Origin of the sequence: Stenotrophomonas sp. 704A1 (genome assembly GCF_030549525.1) — a bacterium.
Taxonomy (GTDB): Bacteria; Pseudomonadota; Gammaproteobacteria; order Xanthomonadales; family Xanthomonadaceae; genus Stenotrophomonas; species Stenotrophomonas tuberculopleuritidis.
In genome coordinates this window covers 3,831,723-3,854,404 of record NZ_CP130831.1, presented here as the reverse complement: position 1 = coordinate 3,854,404, position 22,682 = coordinate 3,831,723, and the positions used below count along the sequence as shown (strand labels likewise).

General features: G+C 67.9%; 26 protein-coding genes and 1 other RNA gene. 13 read left to right on the top strand and 14 right to left on the bottom strand.

All coding sequences use genetic code 11. The annotated features are described in order from the left end of the window. Nucleotides 1–126: 126 nt before the first annotated feature. The 3 genes from Q5Z10_RS17670 to Q5Z10_RS17660 all read left to right on the top strand — a co-directional run bounded on the left by Q5Z10_RS17670 (nucleotide 127) and on the right by Q5Z10_RS17660 (nucleotide 2,957). Nucleotides 127–690, top strand: a complete 564-nt coding sequence (locus Q5Z10_RS17670) for an adenylate kinase (RefSeq protein WP_303636665.1) — start codon at nucleotides 127–129, stop codon at nucleotides 688–690. A gap of 327 nt (nucleotides 691–1,017) precedes the next feature. Continuing rightward, nucleotides 1,018–2,382, top strand: a complete 1,365-nt coding sequence (gene mpl / locus Q5Z10_RS17665; protein ID WP_303636664.1) for a UDP-N-acetylmuramate:L-alanyl-gamma-D-glutamyl-meso-diaminopimelate ligase — start codon at nucleotides 1,018–1,020, stop codon at nucleotides 2,380–2,382. After that, nucleotides 2,379–2,957, top strand: a complete 579-nt coding sequence (locus Q5Z10_RS17660; RefSeq protein WP_303636663.1) for an LON peptidase substrate-binding domain-containing protein — start codon at nucleotides 2,379–2,381, stop codon at nucleotides 2,955–2,957. Before mpl ends, Q5Z10_RS17660 begins: the two co-directional genes overlap by 4 nt. 189 nt (nucleotides 2,958–3,146) lie before the next feature. Here the strand turns inward: Q5Z10_RS17660 and Q5Z10_RS17655 are convergent, their stop codons facing one another. Beyond that, nucleotides 3,147–5,141 carry a bifunctional DedA family/phosphatase PAP2 family protein gene (locus Q5Z10_RS17655; RefSeq protein ID WP_303636662.1) on the bottom strand — a complete coding sequence of 665 codons (1,995 nt, stop codon included), beginning with the start codon at nucleotides 5,139–5,141 and terminating at the stop codon, nucleotides 3,147–3,149. An 85-nt stretch (nucleotides 5,142–5,226) separates the two neighbouring features. Between Q5Z10_RS17655 and Q5Z10_RS17650 the strand changes: the two genes are divergently transcribed. Together Q5Z10_RS17650 and Q5Z10_RS17645 are read left to right on the top strand one after the other, a co-directional pair. After that, nucleotides 5,227–5,889: a serine/threonine-protein kinase gene (locus Q5Z10_RS17650; protein ID WP_303636661.1), complete on the top strand. Its 663-nt coding sequence runs from the start codon at nucleotides 5,227–5,229 to the stop codon at nucleotides 5,887–5,889. Continuing rightward, nucleotides 5,886–6,392: a DUF2867 domain-containing protein gene (locus tag Q5Z10_RS17645; RefSeq protein WP_303636660.1), complete on the top strand. Its 507-nt coding sequence runs from the start codon at nucleotides 5,886–5,888 to the stop codon at nucleotides 6,390–6,392. The genes Q5Z10_RS17650 and Q5Z10_RS17645 overlap by 4 nt, the downstream gene beginning before the upstream one ends. A gap of 63 nt (nucleotides 6,393–6,455) precedes the next feature. On the opposite strand, the gene Q5Z10_RS17640 is transcribed toward Q5Z10_RS17645, so the two are convergent. Then, nucleotides 6,456–7,139: a hypothetical protein gene (locus tag Q5Z10_RS17640; protein WP_303636659.1), complete on the bottom strand. Its 684-nt coding sequence runs from the start codon at nucleotides 7,137–7,139 to the stop codon at nucleotides 6,456–6,458. A gap of 108 nt (nucleotides 7,140–7,247) precedes the next feature. Here Q5Z10_RS17640 and Q5Z10_RS17635 point away from each other — a divergent pair, with 108 nt between their 5' ends. The 3 genes from Q5Z10_RS17635 (at nucleotide 7,248) to Q5Z10_RS17625 (ending at nucleotide 10,259) form a co-directional block, all read left to right on the top strand. Further along, nucleotides 7,248–8,066 (top strand): SDR family oxidoreductase, encoded by an 819-nt coding sequence (locus tag Q5Z10_RS17635; RefSeq protein ID WP_303636658.1) that lies wholly within the window; start codon nucleotides 7,248–7,250, stop codon nucleotides 8,064–8,066. 90 nt (nucleotides 8,067–8,156) lie between these two features. Next, the gene (locus Q5Z10_RS17630) at nucleotides 8,157–9,149 is read left to right on the top strand and encodes a YiiG family protein (RefSeq protein WP_303636657.1); all 993 of its coding nucleotides are present in this window, start codon (nucleotides 8,157–8,159) and stop codon (nucleotides 9,147–9,149) included. Nucleotides 9,150–9,308: 159 nt separating this feature from the next. After that, nucleotides 9,309–10,259 (top strand): YiiG family protein, encoded by a 951-nt coding sequence (locus Q5Z10_RS17625; protein WP_303636656.1) that lies wholly within the window; start codon nucleotides 9,309–9,311, stop codon nucleotides 10,257–10,259. 46 nt (nucleotides 10,260–10,305) lie between these two features. On the opposite strand, the gene Q5Z10_RS17620 is transcribed toward Q5Z10_RS17625, so the two are convergent. Next, entirely contained in the window at nucleotides 10,306–11,178 is an 873-nt protein-coding gene (locus Q5Z10_RS17620) for an ion transporter (protein ID WP_303636655.1), read from the bottom strand. Nucleotides 11,179–11,245: 67 nt separating this feature from the next. Between Q5Z10_RS17620 and Q5Z10_RS17615 the strand changes: the two genes are divergently transcribed. Next, nucleotides 11,246–12,472, top strand: a complete 1,227-nt coding sequence (locus Q5Z10_RS17615; RefSeq protein ID WP_303636654.1) for an acetylornithine transaminase — start codon at nucleotides 11,246–11,248, stop codon at nucleotides 12,470–12,472. Nucleotides 12,473–12,537: 65 nt separating this feature from the next. On the opposite strand, the gene Q5Z10_RS17610 is transcribed toward Q5Z10_RS17615, so the two are convergent. Beyond that, complete coding sequence (locus tag Q5Z10_RS17610; RefSeq protein ID WP_303636653.1) at nucleotides 12,538–13,140, bottom strand: HAD-IA family hydrolase; 603 nt, start codon at nucleotides 13,138–13,140, stop codon at nucleotides 12,538–12,540. Between the two features lie 123 nt (nucleotides 13,141–13,263). Between Q5Z10_RS17610 and azu the strand changes: the two genes are divergently transcribed. Next, nucleotides 13,264–13,713 (top strand): azurin, encoded by a 450-nt coding sequence (gene azu / locus Q5Z10_RS17605; protein WP_303636652.1) that lies wholly within the window; start codon nucleotides 13,264–13,266, stop codon nucleotides 13,711–13,713. A 106-nt stretch (nucleotides 13,714–13,819) separates the two neighbouring features. On the opposite strand, the gene hemL is transcribed toward azu, so the two are convergent. Further along, nucleotides 13,820–15,109 carry a glutamate-1-semialdehyde 2,1-aminomutase gene (gene hemL, locus Q5Z10_RS17600; RefSeq protein WP_303636651.1) on the bottom strand — a complete coding sequence of 430 codons (1,290 nt, stop codon included), beginning with the start codon at nucleotides 15,107–15,109 and terminating at the stop codon, nucleotides 13,820–13,822. A 16-nt stretch (nucleotides 15,110–15,125) separates the two neighbouring features. Beyond that, entirely contained in the window at nucleotides 15,126–15,752 is a 627-nt protein-coding gene (thiE, locus tag Q5Z10_RS17595; protein WP_303636650.1) for a thiamine phosphate synthase, read from the bottom strand. Nucleotides 15,753–15,786: 34 nt separating this feature from the next. Here thiE and Q5Z10_RS17590 point away from each other — a divergent pair, with 34 nt between their 5' ends. Next, nucleotides 15,787–16,011, top strand: coding sequence for a rubredoxin (locus tag Q5Z10_RS17590; RefSeq protein WP_303636649.1), 225 nt, complete (start codon nucleotides 15,787–15,789; stop codon nucleotides 16,009–16,011). 75 nt (nucleotides 16,012–16,086) lie between these two features. Here the strand turns inward: Q5Z10_RS17590 and Q5Z10_RS17585 are convergent, their stop codons facing one another. From Q5Z10_RS17585 to Q5Z10_RS17550, 8 genes are all read right to left on the bottom strand, one after another. After that, a complete protein-coding gene (locus Q5Z10_RS17585) occupies nucleotides 16,087–16,932 on the bottom strand; it encodes a SirB1 family protein (RefSeq protein ID WP_303636648.1) in 846 nt (281 codons plus the stop codon). Nucleotides 16,933–17,086: 154 nt separating this feature from the next. Next, the gene (locus tag Q5Z10_RS17580) at nucleotides 17,087–17,533 is read right to left on the bottom strand and encodes a DUF192 domain-containing protein (protein ID WP_303636647.1); all 447 of its coding nucleotides are present in this window, start codon (nucleotides 17,531–17,533) and stop codon (nucleotides 17,087–17,089) included. Between the two features lie 19 nt (nucleotides 17,534–17,552). Then, nucleotides 17,553–18,200: a ribose-5-phosphate isomerase RpiA gene (gene rpiA / locus Q5Z10_RS17575; protein ID WP_303636646.1), complete on the bottom strand. Its 648-nt coding sequence runs from the start codon at nucleotides 18,198–18,200 to the stop codon at nucleotides 17,553–17,555. Between the two features lie 22 nt (nucleotides 18,201–18,222). After that, entirely contained in the window at nucleotides 18,223–18,702 is a 480-nt protein-coding gene (locus tag Q5Z10_RS17570) for an EVE domain-containing protein (protein ID WP_303636645.1), read from the bottom strand. Next, nucleotides 18,699–19,292 (bottom strand): 5-formyltetrahydrofolate cyclo-ligase, encoded by a 594-nt coding sequence (locus Q5Z10_RS17565; RefSeq protein ID WP_303636644.1) that lies wholly within the window; start codon nucleotides 19,290–19,292, stop codon nucleotides 18,699–18,701. The genes Q5Z10_RS17570 and Q5Z10_RS17565 overlap by 4 nt, the downstream gene beginning before the upstream one ends. A gap of 83 nt (nucleotides 19,293–19,375) precedes the next feature. Beyond that, nucleotides 19,376–19,561: non-coding RNA, 6S RNA (ssrS, locus tag Q5Z10_RS17560), on the bottom strand. 97 nt (nucleotides 19,562–19,658) lie between these two features. Further along, nucleotides 19,659–19,955 carry a cell division protein ZapA gene (locus Q5Z10_RS17555; protein ID WP_303636643.1) on the bottom strand — a complete coding sequence of 99 codons (297 nt, stop codon included), beginning with the start codon at nucleotides 19,953–19,955 and terminating at the stop codon, nucleotides 19,659–19,661. Continuing rightward, a complete protein-coding gene (locus tag Q5Z10_RS17550; protein WP_108766195.1) occupies nucleotides 19,952–20,173 on the bottom strand; it encodes a TIGR02449 family protein in 222 nt (73 codons plus the stop codon). The genes Q5Z10_RS17555 and Q5Z10_RS17550 overlap by 4 nt, the downstream gene beginning before the upstream one ends. Nucleotides 20,174–20,325: 152 nt before the next feature. On the opposite strand from Q5Z10_RS17550, the gene Q5Z10_RS17545 reads away from it, so the two are divergent. Both Q5Z10_RS17545 and Q5Z10_RS17540 read left to right on the top strand, forming a co-directional pair. Next, nucleotides 20,326–20,874, top strand: coding sequence for a YecA/YgfB family protein (locus Q5Z10_RS17545; RefSeq protein ID WP_303636642.1), 549 nt, complete (start codon nucleotides 20,326–20,328; stop codon nucleotides 20,872–20,874). A gap of 5 nt (nucleotides 20,875–20,879) precedes the next feature. Further along, nucleotides 20,880–22,202, top strand: coding sequence for an aminopeptidase P N-terminal domain-containing protein (locus Q5Z10_RS17540; protein ID WP_303639216.1), 1,323 nt, complete (start codon nucleotides 20,880–20,882; stop codon nucleotides 22,200–22,202). Nucleotides 22,203–22,682 lie beyond the last annotated feature (480 nt).

Below are 22,682 nucleotides of genomic sequence, written 5' to 3'. Positions count from 1 at the left end.
GCTCGGGGGAGGGGACATTGCAGGGACATTACCCGTATGCGGTAAAGTGGCGCTATTGCGGTGCAGCGATACCGGTCCGTCCGGGGCGCGAACCTTCTTTGTTTTCAACACGTTGGAGTCAGGTCAATGCGATTGGTTCTGTTGGGACCGCCCGGTTCGGGCAAGGGGACACAGGCGACGCGCCTGAAGGAAAAGCTGGGCATCGCCCACATTTCGACCGGTGACATGCTGCGCGCGGAGATCGCCGCGGGCACGGAACTGGGCAAGCAGGCCAAGACGGTGATGGATGCCGGCAACCTGGTGTCGGACGACATCCTGCTGGGCATGCTCGAGTCGCGCCTGACCCAGGCTGATGTCGCCAAGGGCTTCATCCTCGATGGCTACCCGCGCAACGTGGCCCAGGCCAATGCGATGGACGGCCTGCTGGCCAAGATCGGCCAGCCGCTGGACGCCGTGGTGCAGCTGGACGTGGCCACCGAGCTGCTGGTCGAGCGCATTGCCGGTCGTGCCAAGGAGCAGGGCCGCGCCGATGACACGCCGGACGCGGTGCGCCAGCGCCTGCAGGTCTACAACGACCAGACCGCGCCGGTGGTCGATTTCTACGCCGGCCGTGGCACCCTGGCCCGCGTCGATGGCGTCGGCGAGCTGGACGAGGTCGAAGCCCGCATCATGGCGGCGCTCGAGCGCTGACCCGGTGGGCCGGCGGCTGCCGGCCCTCGCAGGCACAAAAAACACAGGCCTGATCCGCGAGGATCAGGCCTGTGTCGTTGGAAGGTGCCAGCAAAGGGCTTGCTCAGGGCCCCCACAGCATGAGCTCCCTTGGGGATGGCCTCTTGGGGAGTAGGACCGGTTCGGGTACTGCGGCTGGCATCCTGAATTGTGTCCGGGTTCACATAACATCGCTATCGGGAATTCCCTGACATGCGATTGGAGTTTTCTCACAGTGGGTGTAGGGGTTCTCTTACCCGGTTTCCGACAATGGCCCTATACAGCCGTGATCGGTCACAATCCCCGCTCATGAGCAGCGTACATATCCTTGCAATCGCCGGTACCTTCATGGGCGGCGTGGCCGCCCTGGCACGGGAACTGGGCCAGACCGTCAGCGGCAGCGACCAGGCCATCTATCCGCCGATGTCGACCCAGCTCGAACAGCTGGGCATCACCCTGGACCAGGGCTACCGCGCCGACAGCGTGCCGCCGGGCACCTCGGAAGTCGTCATCGGCAACGCATTGTCGCGTGGCAATCCAGCGGTGGAAGCCGTACTGGATGCTGGCCAGCGCTACATTTCCGGTGCCCAGTGGTTGTCCGAACAGGTCCTGCCGGGCCGCGACACGCTGGCCGTGGCCGGTACCCATGGGAAGACCACGACCACCACCATCCTGACCTGGCTGCTGGAAAGCGCCGGCCGTGCCCCCGGCTTCCTGATCGGTGGCGTCGCCGAGGACTTCGGCGTATCCGCCCGTCTCGGGCAGGGCCGCGAGTTCGTTGTCGAAGCCGATGAGTACGACACCGCCTTCTTCGACAAGCGCAGCAAGTTCGTCCACTACCGGCCGCTGGTGGCGATCCTCAACAACCTCGAATACGACCACGCCGACATCTTCCCGGACGTGGCCGCGATCCAGCGCCAGTTCCATCACCTGGTGCGTACGGTGCCCGCGCGCGGCCGCCTGATCGTCAACGGAGAGGACCCGCACCTGGCCGAAGTGCTGGCCATGGGCTGCTGGACCCCGGTCGAGCGCTTCGGCTTCGACCCGTCACTGGAATGGCATGCCGAGCTGCTGGCCGCCGATGGCAGTGCGTTCCGCGTGCATCATCGCGGGCAGGCACTGGGCGAGGTGCACTGGCCGCTGCTGGGCCGGCACAACGTGCTCAATGGCCTGGCCGCGCTGGCCGCCGCGCATGCGGTGGGAGTGGCCCCGGCCGAAGTGATCCCGGCACTGGCGCGCTTCCGCAGCGTCAAGCGGCGCATGGAAGTGATCGGCAGCCACGAAGGCATCACCGTCTACGACGATTTCGCCCATCATCCGACCGCGATCGCGACCACGCTGGAAGGGCTGCGTGCCAGGGTCGGCGATGCGCGCATCGTGGTGGCGATGGAGCCACGCAGCAATTCGATGCGGCTGGGCGCACATGCGCAGGCGTTGGCGCCCTCGCTGGCGCTGGCCGATGAAGTGGTGTTCCTGCATCGGCCGGAACTGGCCTGGGATGCGGCGGCGGTGATCGCCGCGGTGCGTGGCGAAGCGCACGCGGTGCCCGACACCGACGCGCTGCTGGCGCAGCTGCAGGCCGACGCGCGCCGCGGTGACCATGTGGTGTTCATGTCCAACGGCGGCTTCGACGGCGCGCCGCGGCGTTTCCTCGCCGGCCTGCAGGCGCGATGAGCGGCGACGCGTCGCTGCCGCTGTTCCCGCTGCACACCACGCTGCTGCCCGGCGCGGCTGTTGGCCTGCGCGTGTTCGAGCCCCGCTATCTGGATCTGGTCCGTGAAACCGGCCGCAGCGGCGAGGGGTTTGGCGTGTGCCTGATCCTGGAGGGGCACGAGACGGGGGCGCCGGCCACACCGGCCGCGTTTGGCGTGCAGGTGCGGATCGAGGATTTCGACGTCGGGGCCGACGGCGTGCTGCAGCTGCGCCTGCGCGGTACCCGCCGCTTCCATGTGGAGCGCACGCGGGTGCGTGACAACGGGCTGGTGGTCGCCGACGTGCGCTGGTGCGAGGACGACCCCGACGATGAACTGCGGCCGCAGCACGCGCTGCTGGCGACGGTGCTGGGCCATATCATCGAGCAGGCGGGGGCGGCCTTTGCCCCGGCCCGTCCGGCCCTGCTGGACCAGGCCAGCTGGGTCAGCTGGCGGCTGGCCGAACTGCTGCCGTTGAGCGAACAGCAGCGCCTGCAGCTGTTGCAGCTGGACGATCCGCATCAGCGGCTGCAGCAGTTGCTGGGCTGGATGCCGTAGATCGCCAGCCACGCATGGCGTGAACGTTGCGCCGGGCATGGCCCGGCGCTACCAGGCCGCATTCCGGTAGCGCCGGGCCATGCCCGGCGGATCCATCACGGCACGGATTGCAGGTAGCGCCGGGCCATGCGCGGCGGATCCATCACGGCGCGGATTGCAGGTAGCGCCGGGCCATGCCCGGCGGATCCATCAGCGTGCCGTCTTCAACCGCAGCACCGGCAACCCGGTTTCGCTGTGCACGTCCTCGCGCTGCGGCAGGCCCTGCACGGCCTCCTTCACCGCGTTCAGCGCCGGATCGATGCCGCGCACCGGATGCCACATGCCGATCCACTGGAAGTGGCGCTCGTAACGCAGCGTCTGCGCGCTGCCGAGCCACAACGGGGTATCACCCGGCTGCAGCTGGGCCGGCGCCTGCCACAGGCGCAGCACGTAGCGTTCGTCCGGTTGCGCGCCTTGGCGCACCATCAGCAGGGCTTCCACACGGGTATCCAGCGTTGCCGGCAGCACCGGCAGCGCATCGGCGCCGGTGTTCTTGTCCAGCATCTGCAGCGCTTCCTCCCAGCCGGCCTGCGCCTGCATCTTCCAGCCACGTGCTTCCAGCTGTGCCTGCAGCGGGGCCAGTGGTCCGGCCACCTGCACGTCCAGCGGCCAGCGCTGGTCGTCGTCGAACTCGTTGCGACGGGCCGGCAGCTGCGACCAGTCACGCTGCCACCAGGCCTGCAGGTCCATCGCCTGCGGCGCCGGCAGGGACGGTTCGAAGCGTTCCAGCTTCACCGGGATGTTGCGCGGCGCGTACCACATCGCGGCCACGGCGAAGACACCGTAGAACAGCCACGCCACCGGCTTGACCCAGAACGAGCGGTTGAAGCGGCGGCGGTAGGCGATCCCCAGCACCAGCAGCCAGAACGTGCCGAACAGCATGCCGCCGATCACATCGCTCAGCCAATGCGCACCCAGGTACAGGCGCGCGAAGCCGATCAGGCTGACCACGATGCCCGACACCAGGTAGGGCCAGACGCGGGTGCGGCCGGGCATCTCACGGGCGATCAGCACCGCGAAGAAGCCGAAGGTGATGGTGGCCATGGTCACCGACACCGAGGGGAAGCCAAAGCCGCTGCTGGCATCGACCGGGCGCACCACATCCACCGTGGCGCCGAGCAGCATCGTCAGGGCCAGGCCGAACGCCAGCGCGGCCAGCCAGTGTGCGGCGGCCATCCAGCGCCGGCGCCAGACCAGGTAGCCCATCGCCGCAGCGGTGGCCGGCAACAGCACCTGCCAGGCGCCCAGCGACGCCAGCGCGGCCATCGGGTAGTCGGCCAGCGGATTGCGCAGGGCCAGCATCGCCTGGTGCACCAGCAGGTCGACGGCCAGCGGCTCGCCGTGGGCGACCACCACGGTCAACAGCGCGAACCAGCCCCAGCCCAGCAACAGCAGCATCAACGCCAGCATCGCCAGCGGCACCGATTCGCGGCGCTTCGGATCGAGCACGCCGACCGTGTAGCGGCCCAGCGTCGGGTGGCGGTTGGACCAGTCCAGCAGACGCGCCAGCCAGTTGTCCATGCGTGCGGCCGACCAGCGGTAGCCGTACAGCACGATGGCCCAGACCAGGCTGAGGATCACCGCCAGCAGGCCGACCACGACCACCAGACGGCCGGCCACGGCGGCCACCGCGTCGTAGGCTTCGCCAAGAATCCAGCCCGGGGCCAGGAACAGCACCGCCCAGGAAATGCTGGCAATGCCACTGGCCTGCACGTAGCGGCCGGCCGGCATCTTCATCATGCCGGCGATGGCCGGTACGAACGGGCGGATGGCACCGACGTAGCGGGCCACCAGGATGCTCTTGAACGCATTGCGGCGGAACAGGTTCTCGCCGCGGTCGAGCAGCTGCGGATAACGGCTGAACGGCCAGATGCCACGCAGGCGATCCCCCCAGCGGCGGCCGATCCAGTAGCTGATGCCATCGCCGGCGAACGCGCCCAGTGCAGCGGCGGCCACGGCGTACGGTCCGGAGATCTGGCCCAGGCCGATGAACACGCCCACGGCGAACAGCAACGGCAGTGCCGGCACGATGGCGCCGAGAATGATGACCGCATCGCAGAAGGCGATCAGAAAGATGACCGCACCCGCCAACACGGGATGAGCGGCAATCCACGCGAGGGTGGCGTCGATCCATGAAGAGTCCATTGACCGATTATAGAGGCGTGAAGGTGACTGGTTCCCAGCCGCTTGGTGACCGTTTGCAACCGGCGCCATCGCCTAGAATGGGTCCATGCCGCACACGCCAGACGTTCCCTCGCATGCCCTGAAGGCCGACAGCTTCGGTCGCATCCTGCTCGTTCATGGGCCGGCGGGGCGCTTCGTCCGCCGCGATCTGGGAGCCACGCCGCTGTGGCTGCGCCTGCCTGCGTGGTGGCTGGCGCGGCGCGAAGCACGCGCGCTGCGCCATATCCACGGCATGGCCGACGTGCCACAACTGCTGGACTGGAACGGCCGTCATCTGGACCGCAGCTTCATGGCCGGCGATGCGATGTACCAGCGCCCGCCACGTGGCGATCTGGCCTGGTTCCGTGCCGCTCGCCGGCTGCTGCAGCAGCTGCACCGCCGTGGCGTGGCCCATAACGACCTGGCCAAGGAAGCCAACTGGCTGGTGACCGAGGACGGCCGCCCGGCGCTGATCGACTTCCAGCTGGCGGTGATCGGCAACCCGCGCTCGCGCTGGATGCGCCTGCTGGCCCGCGAGGACCTGCGCCACCTGCTCAAGCACAAGCGCATGTACTGCCGTGAATCGCTTACGCCGGTGGAGAAGCGGGTACTGAAGCGCACGTCGTGGGTGCGCGAACTGTGGTTCGCCACCGGCAAGCCGGTCTACCGTTTCGTCACCCGCCGCATCCTGCATTGGGAAGACAATGAAGGGCAGGGGCCGAAGCCGTGAAGGCTTCGCAGGTGGTGGCCGCCCCGCCGAGTGCGGGCAGCGTGCTACGTGCGCAGTTGCCCGGTGCTGATTTCGTGCATGCCTGCCGCGCGGCAACCCGTCGAGATGGGCGCTCGGCATTGCAGGCGTACCGCGATATGGCGGCCACCATTCCGGTATGGTTCGATCGGCTGATGGCGCTGCGCAACCACGGCATGCGCCTGCTCGGCATGAAGCATCTGGGCTCGTTGCGTGCAGTGCAGGACATCGAGCGACCGCATCCGGGGCAGCGGCTGGGCATCTTCACCCTGCAGGCGCTGGAGGACGATGCCATGGTACTGGAAGACGATGATCGCCACCTGCGCGTGCAGCTGGCAGTGCAGTGGCAGGGCGACGTGCTGGAAGTGGCGACGGTGGTGCATACGCATAACGCGTTCGGGCGTGTGTACATGCTGCCGGTTGCCCCGGTGCATCGGCTGATCGTGCCGCACCTGCTGCGGAAGCAGGTGCGCGCCTATCGGTAGCGCCGGGCCATGCCCGGCGGCATTGAACGTTGCGTCCGCCGGGCATGGCCCGGCGCTACCTGCTTACGGCGTGGCCGGCACCACCTGCTGGCCGATGAAGTTGCGCTTGCCATCGAAGTCGTAGGCGATCTGCAGCTGGCCCACGTCCGGGCAGGCGTGGCAATCGCGCAGCGGGGTGCGGTACAGCAGGCGGATGCCGCCGCCTTCCAGCGGCGCGCTGCCGGCGGCCTGGGCCGGCGCGAACGGCGTGGCCTGCGGATGGGCCTTCAGCACGTCCTGCACCGTCGGGTCGGCGCGCAGGGTGTCGTCCAGCTGCACTGCATCGACGTCGATACGCTTGCCGCCCGCATCGACCAGCCGGGTGCCCTGGTTGGTGTTGGCGCGGAACGGATACTCGATGGTGGCCACGCCCAGCCCGTCGTGCTCATGCCAGGCCGTTACGTAGGCCAGCTCGCCGCCGGTCGACAGCTGCCCGGCAGCGGTGATCGCATCGGCGCTGGCACCACCGGCACGCATCGCCTCACGCAGGCAGTCGCGGGTGGCGCTGCTTTCGCCCTGACGGCACGCGTTGAGGTCGCCATCCCAGACCACGCGCTCGCTCCAGCGCAGCGTGCCATCACTGGCTGCCTTGTCGACGCTGGCCGGGTTGTCGTTGCCCGGATCGCTGCCGGGCTCGGGCGGACGGCCCTGGCAGGCGGTCAGCAGGGCAAGTCCCAGGGCAGGCAGCAACAGGCGGGAACGGCGCATGGCGTGGACCTCGTGCGTTGTCTGGAGGCCCGAGTATCGTCAAGGCCGGGTGAACTCCGTGTCGGCACGGCATACTGGCGGCTCATTGCATGCGCTGGAGTGTGGAACGTGGGCAGTCTGCAGGGAAAAACCCTCTTCATCACCGGTGGCTCGCGTGGCATCGGCCTGGCCATTGCGCTGCGCGCCGCGCGCGACGGCGCCAACGTGGCCATCGCAGCGAAGTCGTCGGTACCGAACCCGAAGTTGCCGGGCACCATCCACAGCGCCGCCGAAGCGGTGACCGCCGCAGGCGGCCAGGGCCTGGCGCTGAAGTGCGACATCCGCGAGGAAGACCAGGTGCAGGCGGCGGTTGCCGCAGCGGTGGACACCTTCGGCGGCATCGACATCCTGGTCAACAACGCCAGCGCGATCTGGCTGCGCGGCACGCTGGACACGCCGATGAAGCGCTTCGACCTGATGCAGCAGGTCAACGCGCGTGGCAGCTTCCTGTGCGCGCAGGCCTGCCTGCCGTATCTGCTGCAGGCACCGAACCCGCACATCCTGACCCTGGCGCCGCCGCCCAGCCTGGCGCCGAAGTGGTGGGGGCCGCACACCGGCTACACGCTGGCGAAAATGGGCATGAGCTTCGTCACCCTGGGCCTGGCCGCGGAGTTCGGCCCGCAGGGCGTGGCCGTCAACGCGCTGTGGCCACGTACGGTGATCGCTACCGATGCGATCAACATGATTCCCGGCGTGGATGCAGCCGGCTGCCGTACGCCACAGATCATGGCCGACGCCGCGCATGCGGTGCTGGTGCGCGAGGCCGCCGGTTTCCACGGCCAGTTCCTCATCGACGATGAGGTGCTGGCGCAGGCCGGCATCACCGATCTTTCGGGCTACGCGGTGGACCCGTCGCGGCCGTTGCTGCCGGATCTGTTCCTCGACTGACCGTGGCGTGCGCGAGGGCCGGGGCTGCCAGCGCCGGTGTGCTGCGTTAGAATGCGCGGCTGTAATCGTTTTCAACAAGGATGTGAGCAGATGACACGTACGTTTTCCATCGCGGCGCTGGCCGCTTCGCTGTCGTTGATCCTGACCGCCTGCGGGGGCAAGGCGCCGGCAACGACGGCTGACGCGGGCCCGTCCGGCACGCCGGACGCCGGCGCGACGCCGCCCGATGCACAGCAGCAGCTGACCGCCAAACTCAACGCCTACATCGGCTGCTTCAATGCGCTCGATGCGGAGACCCACCGCAGCATCGAGTCCTACACGCGCTGGATCAAGGACGTTGAGGCCGGCCCGACCGGGCGCGAGACGCAGGTGTACGGGCCGTCGGAGATCGGCGACTACGACATGAAGCAGTGCGACGCCCCGGTGACCGAAGCAATCGCTGCCAAGCCGGCGCTGGCCGATCTCGATGCCGCTGCGGGCCGCTACCAGCAGGCGCTGAAGGCACTGGTGCCGGTCAGCAAGGACGCGCACGACTATTACGATCGGCAGGACTACGAGGACGACCAGTTTGCCAAGGGCAAGCAGATGCACGCGCCGCTGATGGCGGCCTTCAAGGCGTTCGTGCTTGCCAGCGAAACGTTCAACGCCGAACTGGAGCGCCAGAACGACGCTGCCCAGCGCGAGCAGCTCAAGGCGCTGGAACAGGCTGAAGGGCGCACGCGCGAGTACTACCGCCTGGCGATGATGCTGGAGGCGAAGGCGATCGTGGAGCTGATGAGCGAGGACGACTTTGATACGGCCAAGGCCGGCGAACGGCTGGATGCGTTCAACCGCATTTCCGACGAAGCGCATGCCAAGGTGGCCGATCAGGAGCCGGGCAAGCTGGACTGGAACAGCTTCGAGCGCGAAGCCGAGAACTTCCGTCGGGAAGGCAAGGAGCGCCTGCAGCGGGTCAGCAGCAAAACGCCGTACAGCGATTTCGAGCGGCGCATGCTGGACTCGCCGTCGATGGCCCCGCGCGGTTCGGCCGGCAAGCTGATGCAGGAATACAACTCGCTGGTGTTCCAGAGCAACCGCCAGTAACCGCAGCGTCCAGCCCGCCAGGCGTGGCGCAATCGAGCACGTCGATTGCGCCATGACGCATCGCCGGATCGCGCACGGCAGCGCCTGTCGGCAGTCGTCGTGGCATGCCTTCATGCCATAGGACGATGCTTGCTTCTTTCACTTCTGCAAGGAATCGATTTGAACGCATCCACACGCGTCCTTCCTCTTCTTCTGCTGGGCACGCTGGCCGGTGTGGCCGGCTGCGACAAGGTCGCGGATCTGTCGGCGGCCGACCCGGGCCTGGAGAAGGTCAACGCCTACATCGCGTGCTACAACGGCGTCGAACAGCCCATCCACGACGGCTTCCAGACCTACACCGGCTGGATCAAGGATCCCGAAGCCGGTCCGACCGGCAAGGAAGCGCAGCCGCGCTCACCGGGCAAGCTGCTGTCGCACCGCGTGGACTACTGCGGCCAGCCGCTGAGCGATGCGCTGGCAAAGACCCCGGCGCTGCCGATGGACGGTGCTGCCCGCGCGTATCAGCAGACGTTCCAGGCACTGAACACGCTGATCGAGCGCGCCGATGGCTACGTCACCCGCGAAGACTACCGCCGCGACGGCGGTGACGGCCTGCGCCGCCAGCATGCGCCGCTGATGCAGGCCTATGCGGCGTTCTTCAAGGCCAGTGAGGCCCTGGACGCGGCGCTGGAGAAGAACGAGGAAGACCGCCGTGCTGCGCAGCTGAAGCAGATCGAAGCGAGCGAGGGTCGTTCGCTGGCCTATTACCACCTGCGCCTGCTGGGCGATGGCAAGCAGCTGGCCATGGCATTCCAGGGCGATGCACCGGACCTGGCGGCGTTGCGCACGCAGCTGGCCGATTACCAGGCGCTGGTGACCGAAATCCAGGCTTCCGGGGTGGGCAAGGACGACCCGATGTGGGGCCACGTGCAGCGTTCGGCAGACAAGCTGGTGCGCACGGCCGGGCGTGGTGTCGAGCGTCTGCAGCAGGGCAAGCCGATCACCGCCGAAGGCCTGGCCGCCGAGCGCAAGGCCTCCGGCAGCTGGGACACCTCCGCCCCGGAAGGTGCGCAGTCCACCCTGCTGGACGCCTACAACGACCTGGTGACCACCAGCAACCGCCTGCGCTGAGCGCGGATGTTCCATGGTAGCGCCGGGCCCTGCCCGGCGAACGGCCTCAATGGTTGAACGGATCCGGCAGTTGACCGCCACACTTGCGGCAATGCCGTGCATCCGGCTCGTGGCCTTCCAGCCCGCAATGCGGACAGCCGCGGGCATCGCGGCGTGCGGCCTGTTCGGCTTCACGCATGCTGTTGGCCAGTTCGGCGGTGTAGATGCCGGTGGGCACGGCGATGATGCTGTAGCCGATCAGGATCAGCACCGAGGTGACGAAGCGGCCGAGCACGGTCTGCGGCACGATGTCGCCGAAGCCGACGGTGGCCATGGTCACCACCGCCCAGTACATGCTGGCCGGAATGTTGCTGAACCCATGTTCCGGACCCTCGATGACATACATCAGGGTGCCGGCGATGATGGTGATGGTGATCACGGTGAACAGGAACAGCAGCACCTTGCGCCGGCTGCGCCACAGTGACTGCATCAGGATGCCGCTTTCCTCGATGTAACGGGTCAGCTTGAGGATGCGGAACACCCGCAGGATGCGCAGCGCGCGCACCACCAGCAGGCTCTGCGCGCCGGGGATGAACATCGACAGGTAGGCGGGCAGGATCGACAGCAGGTCGATGATGCCCCAGATGCTGACCGCGTACCGCAGCGGACGCTTCACCACCGCCAGCCGCAGCAGGTACTCGGCGGTGAAGAGGATCGTGAAGCCCCATTCGACGATGTACAGCCCATCGGCCCATTCGGCATGCAGGTGCTGCACGCTGTCGATCATCACCACCAGGATGCTGGCGACGATCGCCACCACCAGGATCAGGTCGAAGTTGCGCGAGGGCCGGGTGTCGTGCCGGTAGATGATGTCGAACCAGGTACGGCGCCAGCCGGTCTCGGTGGCGGGGTTCAGCTGGGGGGCGGTGAACGGGATCATGGGCACATTGTGCCGCAGGGGTTCCGGCGCGAGAATGGACCTTTCCTGAATTCCGCCGACCACCGCCATGACCGCCGCCACCGATCCGCTGATCTCCCTGTCGCATTACTACCTGCCGGTGTACAAGCCGCGCCAGGTGGTGCTGGAGCGGGGCCAGGGCGCCCGCGTATGGGACAGCCAGGGCCGGGAATTCATCGATCTAGCCGCCGGCATCGCGGTCTGTGGCCTGGGCCACAACGATCCTGACCTGGTGGCCGCGCTGGTCGAACAGGCCGGCAAGCTGTGGCATACCAGCAACGTGTTCTACAGCGCGCCGCCGCTGCAGCTGGCCGAGGAGCTGGTGAAGTCCAGCCGTTTTGCCGAGCGCGTGTTCCTGTGCAACTCCGGCGCCGAAGCCAATGAAGTCGCGATCAAGATGGTGCGCAAGTGGGCGTCCAGCCAGGGCCGGCCGGCCGACAAGCGCGTCATCATCACCTTCCGCGGCAGCTTCCATGGCCGCACCATGGGCGCGGTCACCGCCACCGCGCAGCCGAAGTACCAGGAGGGCTACGAGCCGCTGCCCGGTGGCTTCCGCTACATCGACTTCAACGATGAAGTGCAGCTGGAAACGGCGATGGCCGCAGGCGATGTGGCGGCGGTGATGCTGGAGCCGATCCAGGGCGAGGGCGGAGTGATGCCGGCCAAGTCCGGTTTCCTCAAGCGCGTGCGCGAGCTGTGCGACCAGCACAATGCGTTGCTGGTGCTGGACGAGATCCAGGCCGGCATGGGCCGCACCGGTACCCTGTTCGCGCACTGGCAGGACGACGTGGTGCCGGACATGGTGACCCTGGCCAAGGCGCTCGGCGGTGGATTCCCGATCGGTGCGATGCTGGCCGGCCCGAAGGTGGCCGAAACCATGCAGTTCGGTGCCCATGGCACCACCTTCGGCGGCAATCCGCTGGCTGCAGCGGTGGCCCGCGTCGCCCTGCGCAAGCTGGCGTCGCCGGAAATCGCCGCCAATGTCAGCCGCCAGTCGAAGGCGCTGCGCGATGGCTTCGCGCGCATCAGCGACGAGTTCAAGGTGTTCAGCGACGTGCGTGGCCGTGGGCTGATGCTCGGCGCAGTGCTGAGCCGGGAGTTCGCCGGCCAGGCCGGTGCGATCCTCGACCACGCCGCCGAGCAGGGCCTGCTGACCCTGCAGGCGGGTCCGGACGTGCTGCGTTTCGTGCCGGCGCTGAACATCACCGATGAAGAAGTGGCCGAGGGCCTCAAGCGCCTGCGCGCGGCCATCGCCGCGTTCGTCGCCGCACGCTGATCCGGTAGTGCCGGGCCATGCCCGGCGAGCGCAGCGGGACAGGGAACGCCGGGCATGGCCCGGCGCTACCGCACCGCGTAGCGCTGCAGCACCTTGCCCAGCCCCCGCCCATCGCGCACCGTTTCGGCGTGCAGGCCCGCGCTGCGTGCACCGCGCACATGGGTGAACAGGTCATCGACGAACAGCGTATGTGCCGGCGCCACACCCAGTGCGTCCAGCGCGCGCAGGAAGACCTCCGGTGCTGGCTTGCGCGCCCCGAAATCGGCGCTGCAGAACACCCGGCCGTGCAGCGCCGGGAACAGCTGCGGCAGCAGCGTGGGCAGTGTCTGCACCATCAAGGGGCCGTTGTTGGTCAGCACCGCCATCGGCACCTGCAGCGCCTGCAGCCGCTGCAGCACCGCTTGCTGCGGCTGACTGGCCGCACACCGTGCGGCAATCCAGGTCTCCCGGTCCACCGCCTTTCCAAGCTGTGCGCCCAGACGTGCCAGATAGGCCGGGCCATCCAGCGTGCCGTTGTCATGCGCGGCTTCCAGCCCGCTGTCGTACAGCGCGGCCTGCACGGTTTCCGGCGCGACATCCAGCACCCGCGCCAGGTGCAGCACGCGCTGCGCGCGCTGGTACTGCACCAGCACCCCATCCACATCCAGCAGCAACAGGTCGATCCGCATTGGCCGAGCATGCCATTGCAGTGAAGGCGCGGGAAACCCTGGAGCAGCCATGCGACAGACGGTCGCAGACGCGGCCACCAGGGGCTGCCTAGAATGGCGCTTGAACCCGCAGGAGATGCAACGATGAAGGCTTGGATGGTGGCAGTGGGACTGGGCGCGCTGATGCTGGCGCCGTCGGCGATGGCGCGGGTGTGTGCGGTAAGCATCGACAGCACCGACCAGATGAGCTTCAGCAGCCGCGAGATCAAGGTCGCCGCCGACTGCAGTGCGGTGGACCTGACCCTGCGCCACACCGGCAAGCTGCCCGCCACCGCAATGGGCCACAACTGGGTGCTGACCCGTACCGCCGATTACCAGCCGGTGGCGATGGCGGGCATGCGCATGACCCTGGCCGACAGCTACCTGCCGAAGGCCGACAAGCGCGTGCTGGCGCACACCAAGGTCATCGGGGGGGGCGAGACCACGCGCGTGCGCTTCTCTACGCAGGGGTTGCAGAAGGGCGGTGACTACACCTTCTTCTGCTCCTTCCCCGGCCACTTCGCGATGATGAAGGGCAAGCTCGTCTTCGGTTGATGCCCTGTGTAGCGTCGAGCCATGCTCGACTGCTCTGTGCCAACCAAGGTTGGCATCTACCAGATGCGGCGGTGCCAACCCAGGTTGGCACCTGGCAGAGCGAGACTCAGCCCTTGGCGGCCTGGAACGCCACGCGCGCGGCGGCCAGCGTGGCCTCGATCACGGCATCGTCGTGAGCACTGGACAGGAAGCCGGCCTCGTAGGCCGAGGGTGCCAGGAACACGCCCTGGTCCAGCATCGCGTGGAAGAAGCGGTTGAACGCCGGAATGTCACAGGCCGTGGCCTGCGCATAGGTCTCCACCTTCTCGCTGGTGAAGAACAGGCCGAACATCGCGCCCACGCGGGTGGTGGTCACTGCCACGCCCGCGTCCGCCGCGGCCGCTTCCAGGCCCGCACACAGGCGCGCGGTGCGCTCGGCCAGATCGGCGTGGAAACCCGGCTGCTGGATCAGTTCCAGCATCGCCAGGCCGGCGGCCATCGCCACCGGATTGCCGCTCAGCGTGCCGGCCTGGTAGATCGGGCCGGCCGGGGCGATCTGCTGCATCAGGTCGCGGCGGCCGCCGTAGGCACCCACCGGCATGCCGCCGCCGATGATCTTGCCGAAGGTGGTCAGGTCCGGGGTGATGCCGTAGTGCGCCTGCGCACCGCCAAGGGCGACGCGGAAGCCGGTCATCACCTCGTCGAAGATCAGCAGTGCGCCGTGCTGGGTGCACAGCGCGCGCAGGTGCTGCAGGTAGCCCTCGCGCGGCGGGATGCAGTTGGCATTGCCCACCACCGGCTCGATGATCAGGCCGGCGATCTCGCTGCCCTGCTGTTCGAACAGCGCGGTGGCGGCGTCGAAATCGTTGTAGGGCAGGGTCAGGGTCAGTTCGCTCAGGCCGGCCGGCACACCCGGCGAGGTCGGCACGCCCAGGGTCAGCATGCCGCTGCCGGCCTTGACCAGGAACGAGTCGCCGTGGCCGTGGTAGCAGCCTTCGAACTTGACGATGCGGTTGCGGCCGGTGGCGCCGCGCGCCAGCCGGATCGCCGACAGCGTGGCCTCGGTGCCGGAGTTGACCATGCGCACCATTTCGCACGACGGCACCAGGCGGGTGATGGTCTCGGCCATGGTGACTTCGGCCGCGCACGGCGCGCCGAAGGACAGGCCGTTGTCGATCGCTTTCTTCACCGCCTGGCGCACGGCCGGGTGGTTGTGGCCGACGATCATCGGACCCCACGAGCCCACATAGTCGATGTAGCGGTTGCCGTCGACGTCATACAGGTAGGCGCCGTCGGCGCGCTCGACGAAGAACGGCTCACCGCCCACCGACTTGAACGCGCGGACCGGTGAATTGACGCCGCCGGGCAGCAGGGCCTGGGCGCGGGAGAACAGGGCGTGGGACTGGTCGTGGTTCATGGAGCTTTCCTGGGCATTACGCGAACTGGGCGAGGAAGGCGCGCTGGGTCGCGACCGGGTCCGCTGCGGCGTAGATGCCGCTGACCACGGCCACCAGGTCGGCGCCGGCATCGATGATGGGACCGACATTGTCCGGGGTCAGCCCGCCGATCGCCACCCGCGGCACGCCCAATGCGGCGCTTTGCCGCAGCAGGTCGGTATGGGCGCGGCTGCTGGTGACCTTGGTGGTGGTCGGGAAGAAGGCGCCGAAGGCCACGTAGCTGGCACCGGCGGCCACGGCCTTCTCGGCGTTGGCCAGCTGGTCGTAGCAGGAGGCGCCGATGATGGCGTCGGGCCCGAGCAGCGCGCGCGCGCTGGGGATGTCGCCGTCGGTACCGCCCAGGTGCACGCCGGCGGCGCCCACGGCCTTGGCCAACACCGGATCGTCGTTGATGATCAGTGGCACGCGGTGGGCGGCGCACAGGCCCTGCAGGGCCGCCGCCTGTTGCTGCCGCAGCGCATCGCTGGCGGTCTTGTTGCGGTACTGCAGCCAGGTGGCGCCAGCGGCCAGCAAGGGCGCGGTGCGGGCCAGCAGGCGCGCGGTGTCCGGTTCATCCGGAGTGATCAGGTAGACGCCACGGGGCGCCGGGGAAGCAGAAGTCATCGATGGCTACCGGTGAGTGGACCGCGGTGGGACAATGGCGGTCCGTGAATCCATCCCTGATTATCCGATGAGCGAAGCCACCCCCACCACCTTGCGTACCTGGATGTGCGTGGTCTGCGGATTCCTGTACCGCGAAGCGGACGGGTTGCCGGAAGAGGGCATCGCCCCGGGGACGCGCTGGGAAGACATTCCCGATACCTGGACCTGCCCGGATTGCGGTGTGACCAAGGACGACTTCGAGATGGTCGAGATCGATTGATGGCACTGGCCGCCGGGCGTGGCCCGGCGCTACCGGTGGGGCGGACCGTTGCTCCGCACACCGGCTGGTCCGGCCTCAATGCAGCCGCGGCACCGGCCCGCCGAGGTCGATGAGCTTCTCGCGCAGCCATTGCGCGTCGCTGGCCTCGGGGCTGCGCTTCAGGTACAGGCCGAGGTCGTGGCGGGCACCGGCCAGATAGTCCAGCTGCAGGTAGGCCAGGCCGCGGTCGCGCAGCGCGTCGTCCTGTTCGGGGGCGAGCTTGAGCAGGCGGTCGGCGCTGCGTGCCGCGCGATCCCACTCGTTGGCTTCGGCATAGACCCCGTGCAGGTTGCGCAGCATGCGGATCAGGATCGCGCGGGTCGGCGCCGGGTCCAGGATCTGCGCCAGCACCTGGTCATCGGGTGCCTGGCCGCCCAGGTGGGATCTGGCACGTTCGCGCAGTTCGTCCACGTCCAGCGGGCGCCCGCCGTTGAACGGGTCCATCACCAGCACCCCATCGTCCACCGGCAGCCGTACCAGGAAGTGGCCGGGGAAGGACACCCCATCCAGCGGAATGCCCAGCCGCCGCGCCACTTCCATCTGCACCAGCGCCAGTGAGATCGGATTGCCGAGCCGGCGTTCAAAGACCTGGTTGAGGTAGCTGTTACGCGGGTCGTAATACTCCTGGTGGTCACCGCTGTAGCCCAGTTCGTCGAACAGGTGGCGATTGATCGCCGCCATCTTCAGCGGGCTGTGCTCGATGCTGTCCACTTCCGGGCGCAGGTGATCGACATGGCTCTGCACCAGGGCGTCGTACACGCCGGGCTGGAGATCGGGGTATTCATCGCGCGCGATCAGCAGCGCGGTCGACAGCAGTGGCAGCGCCTCGTCATCGACGTCGGCCAGTGCATCCCAGTCGGGGAGTGAGATCCGGTCCTGCATGGCCACAGACTGGCGTCAATCGCAGGCGGATTCAAGCGGTGCCGCGTGAATTCCGCCTGTCATCGATTCCTCCACCCGCCCTGCCATGGACAGCGGGCTTTCGGTGCAGCCGTGGCCCGGCGTCGGCGGGGGCCGGGCGCGGCGCGGCCGTCCTTCAGTTCTCGATGCCCGGGCCGAAGGTCAGCTCGGTGCCATCCTTCAGCTTGAGCTTCTCGGCCTGGCCGGCGTTGAGCTCCAGCACGTAGCGCGCCGGGCCGCCGCTCGGGTAGGGCGGGCACATGTCGCCGGCCGAGCAGGGCGGCACGTCGCGCTGCTGGCTGACCAGCCGGCGCTCGCTGTCGAAGTACAGGATGTCCAGCGCCAGCTTGGTGTTCTTCATCCAGTACGCCTGCATTTCCTCGCGGTCGTGGATGAACAGCATGCCGTGGTCCTCGGCCATGGTGTCCCGGAACATCAGCCCGCGCGCGCGGGTTTCATCGTTGCTGGCCAGTTCGACCTGGTAGCGCGCACCCTCCAGTTCCACCCAGTGATGGGCGGCATCGGTGGCGCAACCGGCCAACGCCAGCAGCGGGAGCATCAACAGTGAACGCAGCAGTGACATGGTCGGCTTCCTTGTCTGATCAGAGAACGACCGGCGGTTCGCCACCGACGATCACCAAATCGGCGCGGCGGCGCGCGAACAGGCCGACGCAGACCACGCCGGGCAGCTGGTTGAGCTCGCGCTCCAGCTTCTCCGGGTCGGTGATCTGCAGGTTGTGGATGTCCAGGATCTGGTTGCCGTTGTCGGTCACCACGCCTTCGCGCCAGGTCGGCTGGCCGCCGGTCATGTCGCGGATCTGCCGGGCGACCAGGCTGCGTGCCATCGGGATCACTTCCACCGGCAGCGGGAACTTGCCCAGCACCGGCACCTGCTTGCTCGGGTCGACGATGCAGACGAAGCGCTCGCTGGCTTCGGCGATGATCTTCTCGCGGGTCAGCGCGGCGCCGCCGCCCTTGATCAGGCACTTGCCCGGATCGCACTCGTCGGCACCGTCCACGTACAGCGACAGGGTGCCGGTGTGGTTCAGTTCGATCACCTCGATGCCATGCTGCTTCAGGCGCGCGGTGCTCTGTTCGGAGCTGGAGACCGCGCCCTTGATGCGGTGCTGGATGCGGGCCAGGGCATCAATGAAATAGGCGACGGTGGAACCGGTGCCGACACCGACGATCATGCCGTCTTCGACGTATTCGATGGCTTTCTCGGCGGCCAGGCGCTTGGCTTCGGACATGGGGAAACTCTCAGGCAGGGATTCAGGATTTTTTTTCCAGGGACAGCAGCAGCTTCCACTGCGCGGCCGTCACCGGGAACACCGACAGCCGGTTGCCCTTGGCAACCAGCGGAAAGCCCTCGCCGAGTTCGTCGGCGTGCAGCTTGATCTCGTCCAGCGCGATCACCTGCGTGAGCTTGCGGTCGAAGGCCACGTCCACCAGCATCCAGCGCGGGTTCTCGCGCGTGCTCTTGGGGTCGTGGTAGTCGGATTTCGGATCGAACTGGGTGTCGTCCGGGTAGGCCGCGCTGGCCACCGTGGCCAGGCCGACGATGCCCGGCACCTTGGTATTGGAGTGGTAGAACAGGATGCCGTCGCCGACCTGCATGCCATCGCGCATGAAGTTGCGCGCCTGGTAGTTGCGGACCCCGTTCCAGGGCTCGACCTTCACCTTGGCCAGGTCATCGATGGAGAAAGCGTCCGGTTCGGACTTCATCAGCCAATAGCGCTTGCGGGCGGTCATGCGTTCACGGGGGCAGCGGAGGGGAACAGGGTGCCGTCTTCGGTGCAGATCGCATCCACCGGCACGTCCCAGGACGCCACCGGCAAGGACTCGACCTGCTGCACCGCGAACGCCGCGCCAACCAGCCAGGGCGGCGCCGGCCGGTCGTGGCGGAAGGCGAAGCTGCGATCATACCAGCCGCCCCCCATGCCCAGCCGCCGGCACTGTGTGTCGAAGCCCACCAGCGGGGTCACCACCAGCGCCATCTGCGCCGGTTCCAGGGTGTCTTCCACGGCGACGTCCGGCTCGGGAATGCCGTAGCGGTTGCTGGTCAGCGGCTGTCCCGGCCGCCAGGGTGCGAAGCGCAGCACATCGCCGGCCAGTACCGGCAGGCAGTAGGTGAGTCCTTCGGGCAGCTGCAGCTGCCAGCGGTGCAGGGCGATTTCGCCATCGAGCGCCCAGTACCCGGCCACCCACCCGTTGCGCGGGGCGAACGGCAGCGACAGCAGCGCGTCGGCCAGCGCGTCGGCGGCGGCGATGCGGGCCGGGGCGGAAAGGTCGCGGCGGCGTTGCCGCAGGTCGTGGCGCAGGGCCTGGCGCGGGTCGGTCATGGCAGCGTGCGGCAAGGAACAGCCGTCATTGTGCCGGAAAGAACAAGGGCGACGCCCGAAGACGCCGCCCTTGCTGGAATATTGCATTCTCCGCAATGTCGATGCATGCGAAACGACCTTGAACCCGGGGGCTCAAGTGGGAACGCTGGAGAACCATCGGGCTTCCCGCTGCAAGGCGGACCTGCACTCCCGGCGCTGTCGCGCTCCCGGTGTCGTTCTTAAGGGACAAGGCGAATGTTTGCACATGCCGTCGAGTACCGCAGAGAACGCGTGGCCATTATAGCCAGACCGCAGGATCTGGATAGGCCGTTCGTCGGCAACAGTCCGTGCCAATTCAGAAAGGAGAAGACGCTGCTGGCGCGATCGTCAGCTGGAGCTGTCGATCGCGCGGTCCAGGCGCCGGTTCAGGTCGGCCAGGGTCTGCTGCAGCGTGATCGCCTGGCGGGCATTCTCGTCGCGCAGCTGCTGCAGTTCGTGGGCCAGGTTGAGCGCGGCCAGCACCGCCACCCGGTCCACCGCCGCCATGCGGTTGCTGCCGCGGATCTCGCGCATGCGCGCATCCAGCAGGCGGGCGGCGGCCATCAGGCTGTCGCGTTCATCGCCGCCGACACCGACGGTGTATTCACGATCGAGGATGCGGACACTGACCGGTTCGGCGCTCATGTGTGCTGCTCCAGGGATTTGAGCCGGCTGATCATCGCTTCCACCCGCGAGCGGGCCTGTTCGTTCTTGGCCAGCAGCGTCGAGCGCTCCGCGACCAGCTGTTCCTGCTGGTGGCGCAGGCTGCGGTTCTCCTCGGCCAGCCGCTGGTTGCGTTCAAGCAACGCGTCCACACGGGCGGCGAAGGCCTGCAGCTGGGCGAGGGGATCGGCGGGTTCCATGCCGCACGATAGGCAAGCCGGGTCAGGGTGGTCAAGCGCCCGTGCAGCAAGGCCCGGCTGTCGCCTGGACGATGCCGGCAGGTTGCTACACTAGCGGGCTCACGGGCGCGCGCGTGCGCGCTCCGGTGTTTCCCTTCCGAACGAGCCGCACGATGACCGAACTTCCCTCCGTCGACGACGTTTCCCGCGCCAGCCAGGAACTGGGCCTGGGTGCCACTGCCGCCGAGTTGCATGGCGGCCTGTGCGGTTGGCTGGCCGCCGGCGGCGCCCCCGGCAATGACTGGCCGGCGCGCGTGCTGGCCGACGACCACCTGCCGCCGGTCGCCGCCGACAGCGTGCTGGGGCAGCTGCTGCAGGCCAGCATCAAGCAGCTGGAAGACCGCGACTTCGCCTTTGAGCTGCTGCTGACCGACAACGCCGACGTGGCCGCGCAGGCCGATGCCATGTTCAGCTGGACCCGCGCCTTCCTGGGCGGCTTCGGCCTGGGCAGCGGCGGCAACCGCCCGACGCTGTCCGAAGAGGGCGAGGAAGCGCTGAACGATCTGGCCAGCCTGGCCCGCGCCTCCAGCGAGGATTTCGAGGCCGGCGGTGAGGATGACGACGAAGCGCTGTCGGAGATCGAGGAGTTCATCCGCGTGGCGGTGCTGCTGCTGCACGGCGACGTGGTGCTGGCCGCGCGCCACCGGCAGCGCCTGAACTGATGGAGATCAAGCAGCGCACCGGCATCGCGGCCGGCGAGTACAAGCGTCGCCGCCGGCAGTTGATGGACATGGCCGGCGAAGACGCGATCCTGGTGCTGCCGGCAGCGTCGGAGAAGGTGCGCAGCCTGGATACGCATTATCCGTACCGGCAGGATTCGGACTTCCAGTACCTGAGTGGCTTCCCGGAGCCGGAGGCGGTGCTGGTGCTGATTCCCGGGCGCCGGCATGGCGAGGCGATCCTGTTCTGCCGCGAGCGCGATGCCGATCGTGAAGCCTGGGATGGCAGCCGGGCGGGCCAGGAAGGCGCGGTGGCCCAGTACGGGATGGATGATGCCTATCCGATCGATGATCTGGATGACATCCTGCCGGGCCTGCTGGAAGGCCGCTCGCGCGTCTACTACCACTTCGGCCGCGACGCGGACTTCGACCTGAAGCTGATCGGCTGGGTCAACCGCGTGCGCTCGCAGGTGCGCCATGGCGCGCAGCCGCCGCATGAGTTCCTGGAACTGGGGCACCTGCTGCATGAGCAGCGGCTGTTCAAATCCGGTGCCGAAGTGGCGCTGATGCAGCGCGCGGCCGAGATCAGCATGCTGGCGCACCGCGCCGCCATGCAGGCGGCCCGCGCGGGCATCCACGAATACGAACTGCAGGCCGAACTGGAACGCGTGTTCCGTGCCAACGATGCGGTGCCGGCGTACTGCAGCATTGTCGGTGCTGGCCGCAACGGCTGCATCCTGCACTACCGCGACAACAACGCGCGTTCGCGCGATGGCGAGCTGGTGCTGATCGATGCCGGCGCCGAATACCGCAACTATGCCAGCGACATCACCCGGACCTTCCCGGTCAACGGGCGCTTCAGTGCCGAACAGCGCGCACTGCACGATCTGGTGGGGGCGGCGCAGGCCGCCGCGCTGGCCCAGGCCGTGCCCGGGGTGCCGTACGAGGCCGGGCATCTGGCCGCGGTGCAGACGCTGACCGAGGGCCTGCTGCGGCTCGGCCTGCTGAAGGGCACGCTGGAGAAGAACCTGGCCGAGGGCCTGTACCAGCGCTTCTACCGGCACAAGACCGGACACTGGATCGGGCTGGATGTGCACGACGTGGGCGATTACCGCCTGGCCGGCGACTCGCGCCTGCTGGAGCCGGGCATGGCGTTCACCATCGAGCCGGGGCTGTACATCGGCGTGGACGACACGACGGTGGAGCCGCGCTGGCGCGGTATCGGCATCCGTACCGAGGATGACGTGCTGATCACCGACGACGGCCATCGCGTGCTGACCGAAGGATTGGCACGCAGCGCCGACGAGATCGAAGCGCTGATGGCGGGGTAAGGGGCTTTTCAGCAGGGCTTGCAGCCCTGCACCTGCTCAATGCAACGGCAACGGCGAAAGCAAGAGCGGCATTCCGTGGGATGGCGGGGCGGTGTGGGTGGTCAGGACACGCCGTAAACCCCGCTCCGCGGTCCGGCCCAGCCACACCGCCCCACCTCTGACAGGTTCCTGCGGCTGTTGGTGGGTGCCGACCGTTGGTCGGCACATCTGTCAGATATCGAATGAATCACCCACGCATGGCGTGGATCTACTGGCTGCTGCGGCTGCTGGCAGGTGTCGACCTTGGTCGACACAGAGCGAGCGCAGCGAGCGAGCCGCTTTTGCTTTTCTTTTTTCTTTTCCGTGGTTGAACGCGCGCAGGAAACTGTCAAAGGCGGTGCGGGTGGGCCATGCAGGGGCGTTGGCGCCATGGATGGCGCCATCGAGCTTGCAGGGACGTACTTGCAGCGTCCCCTGCATGGCCCACCCGCACCGCCAAGC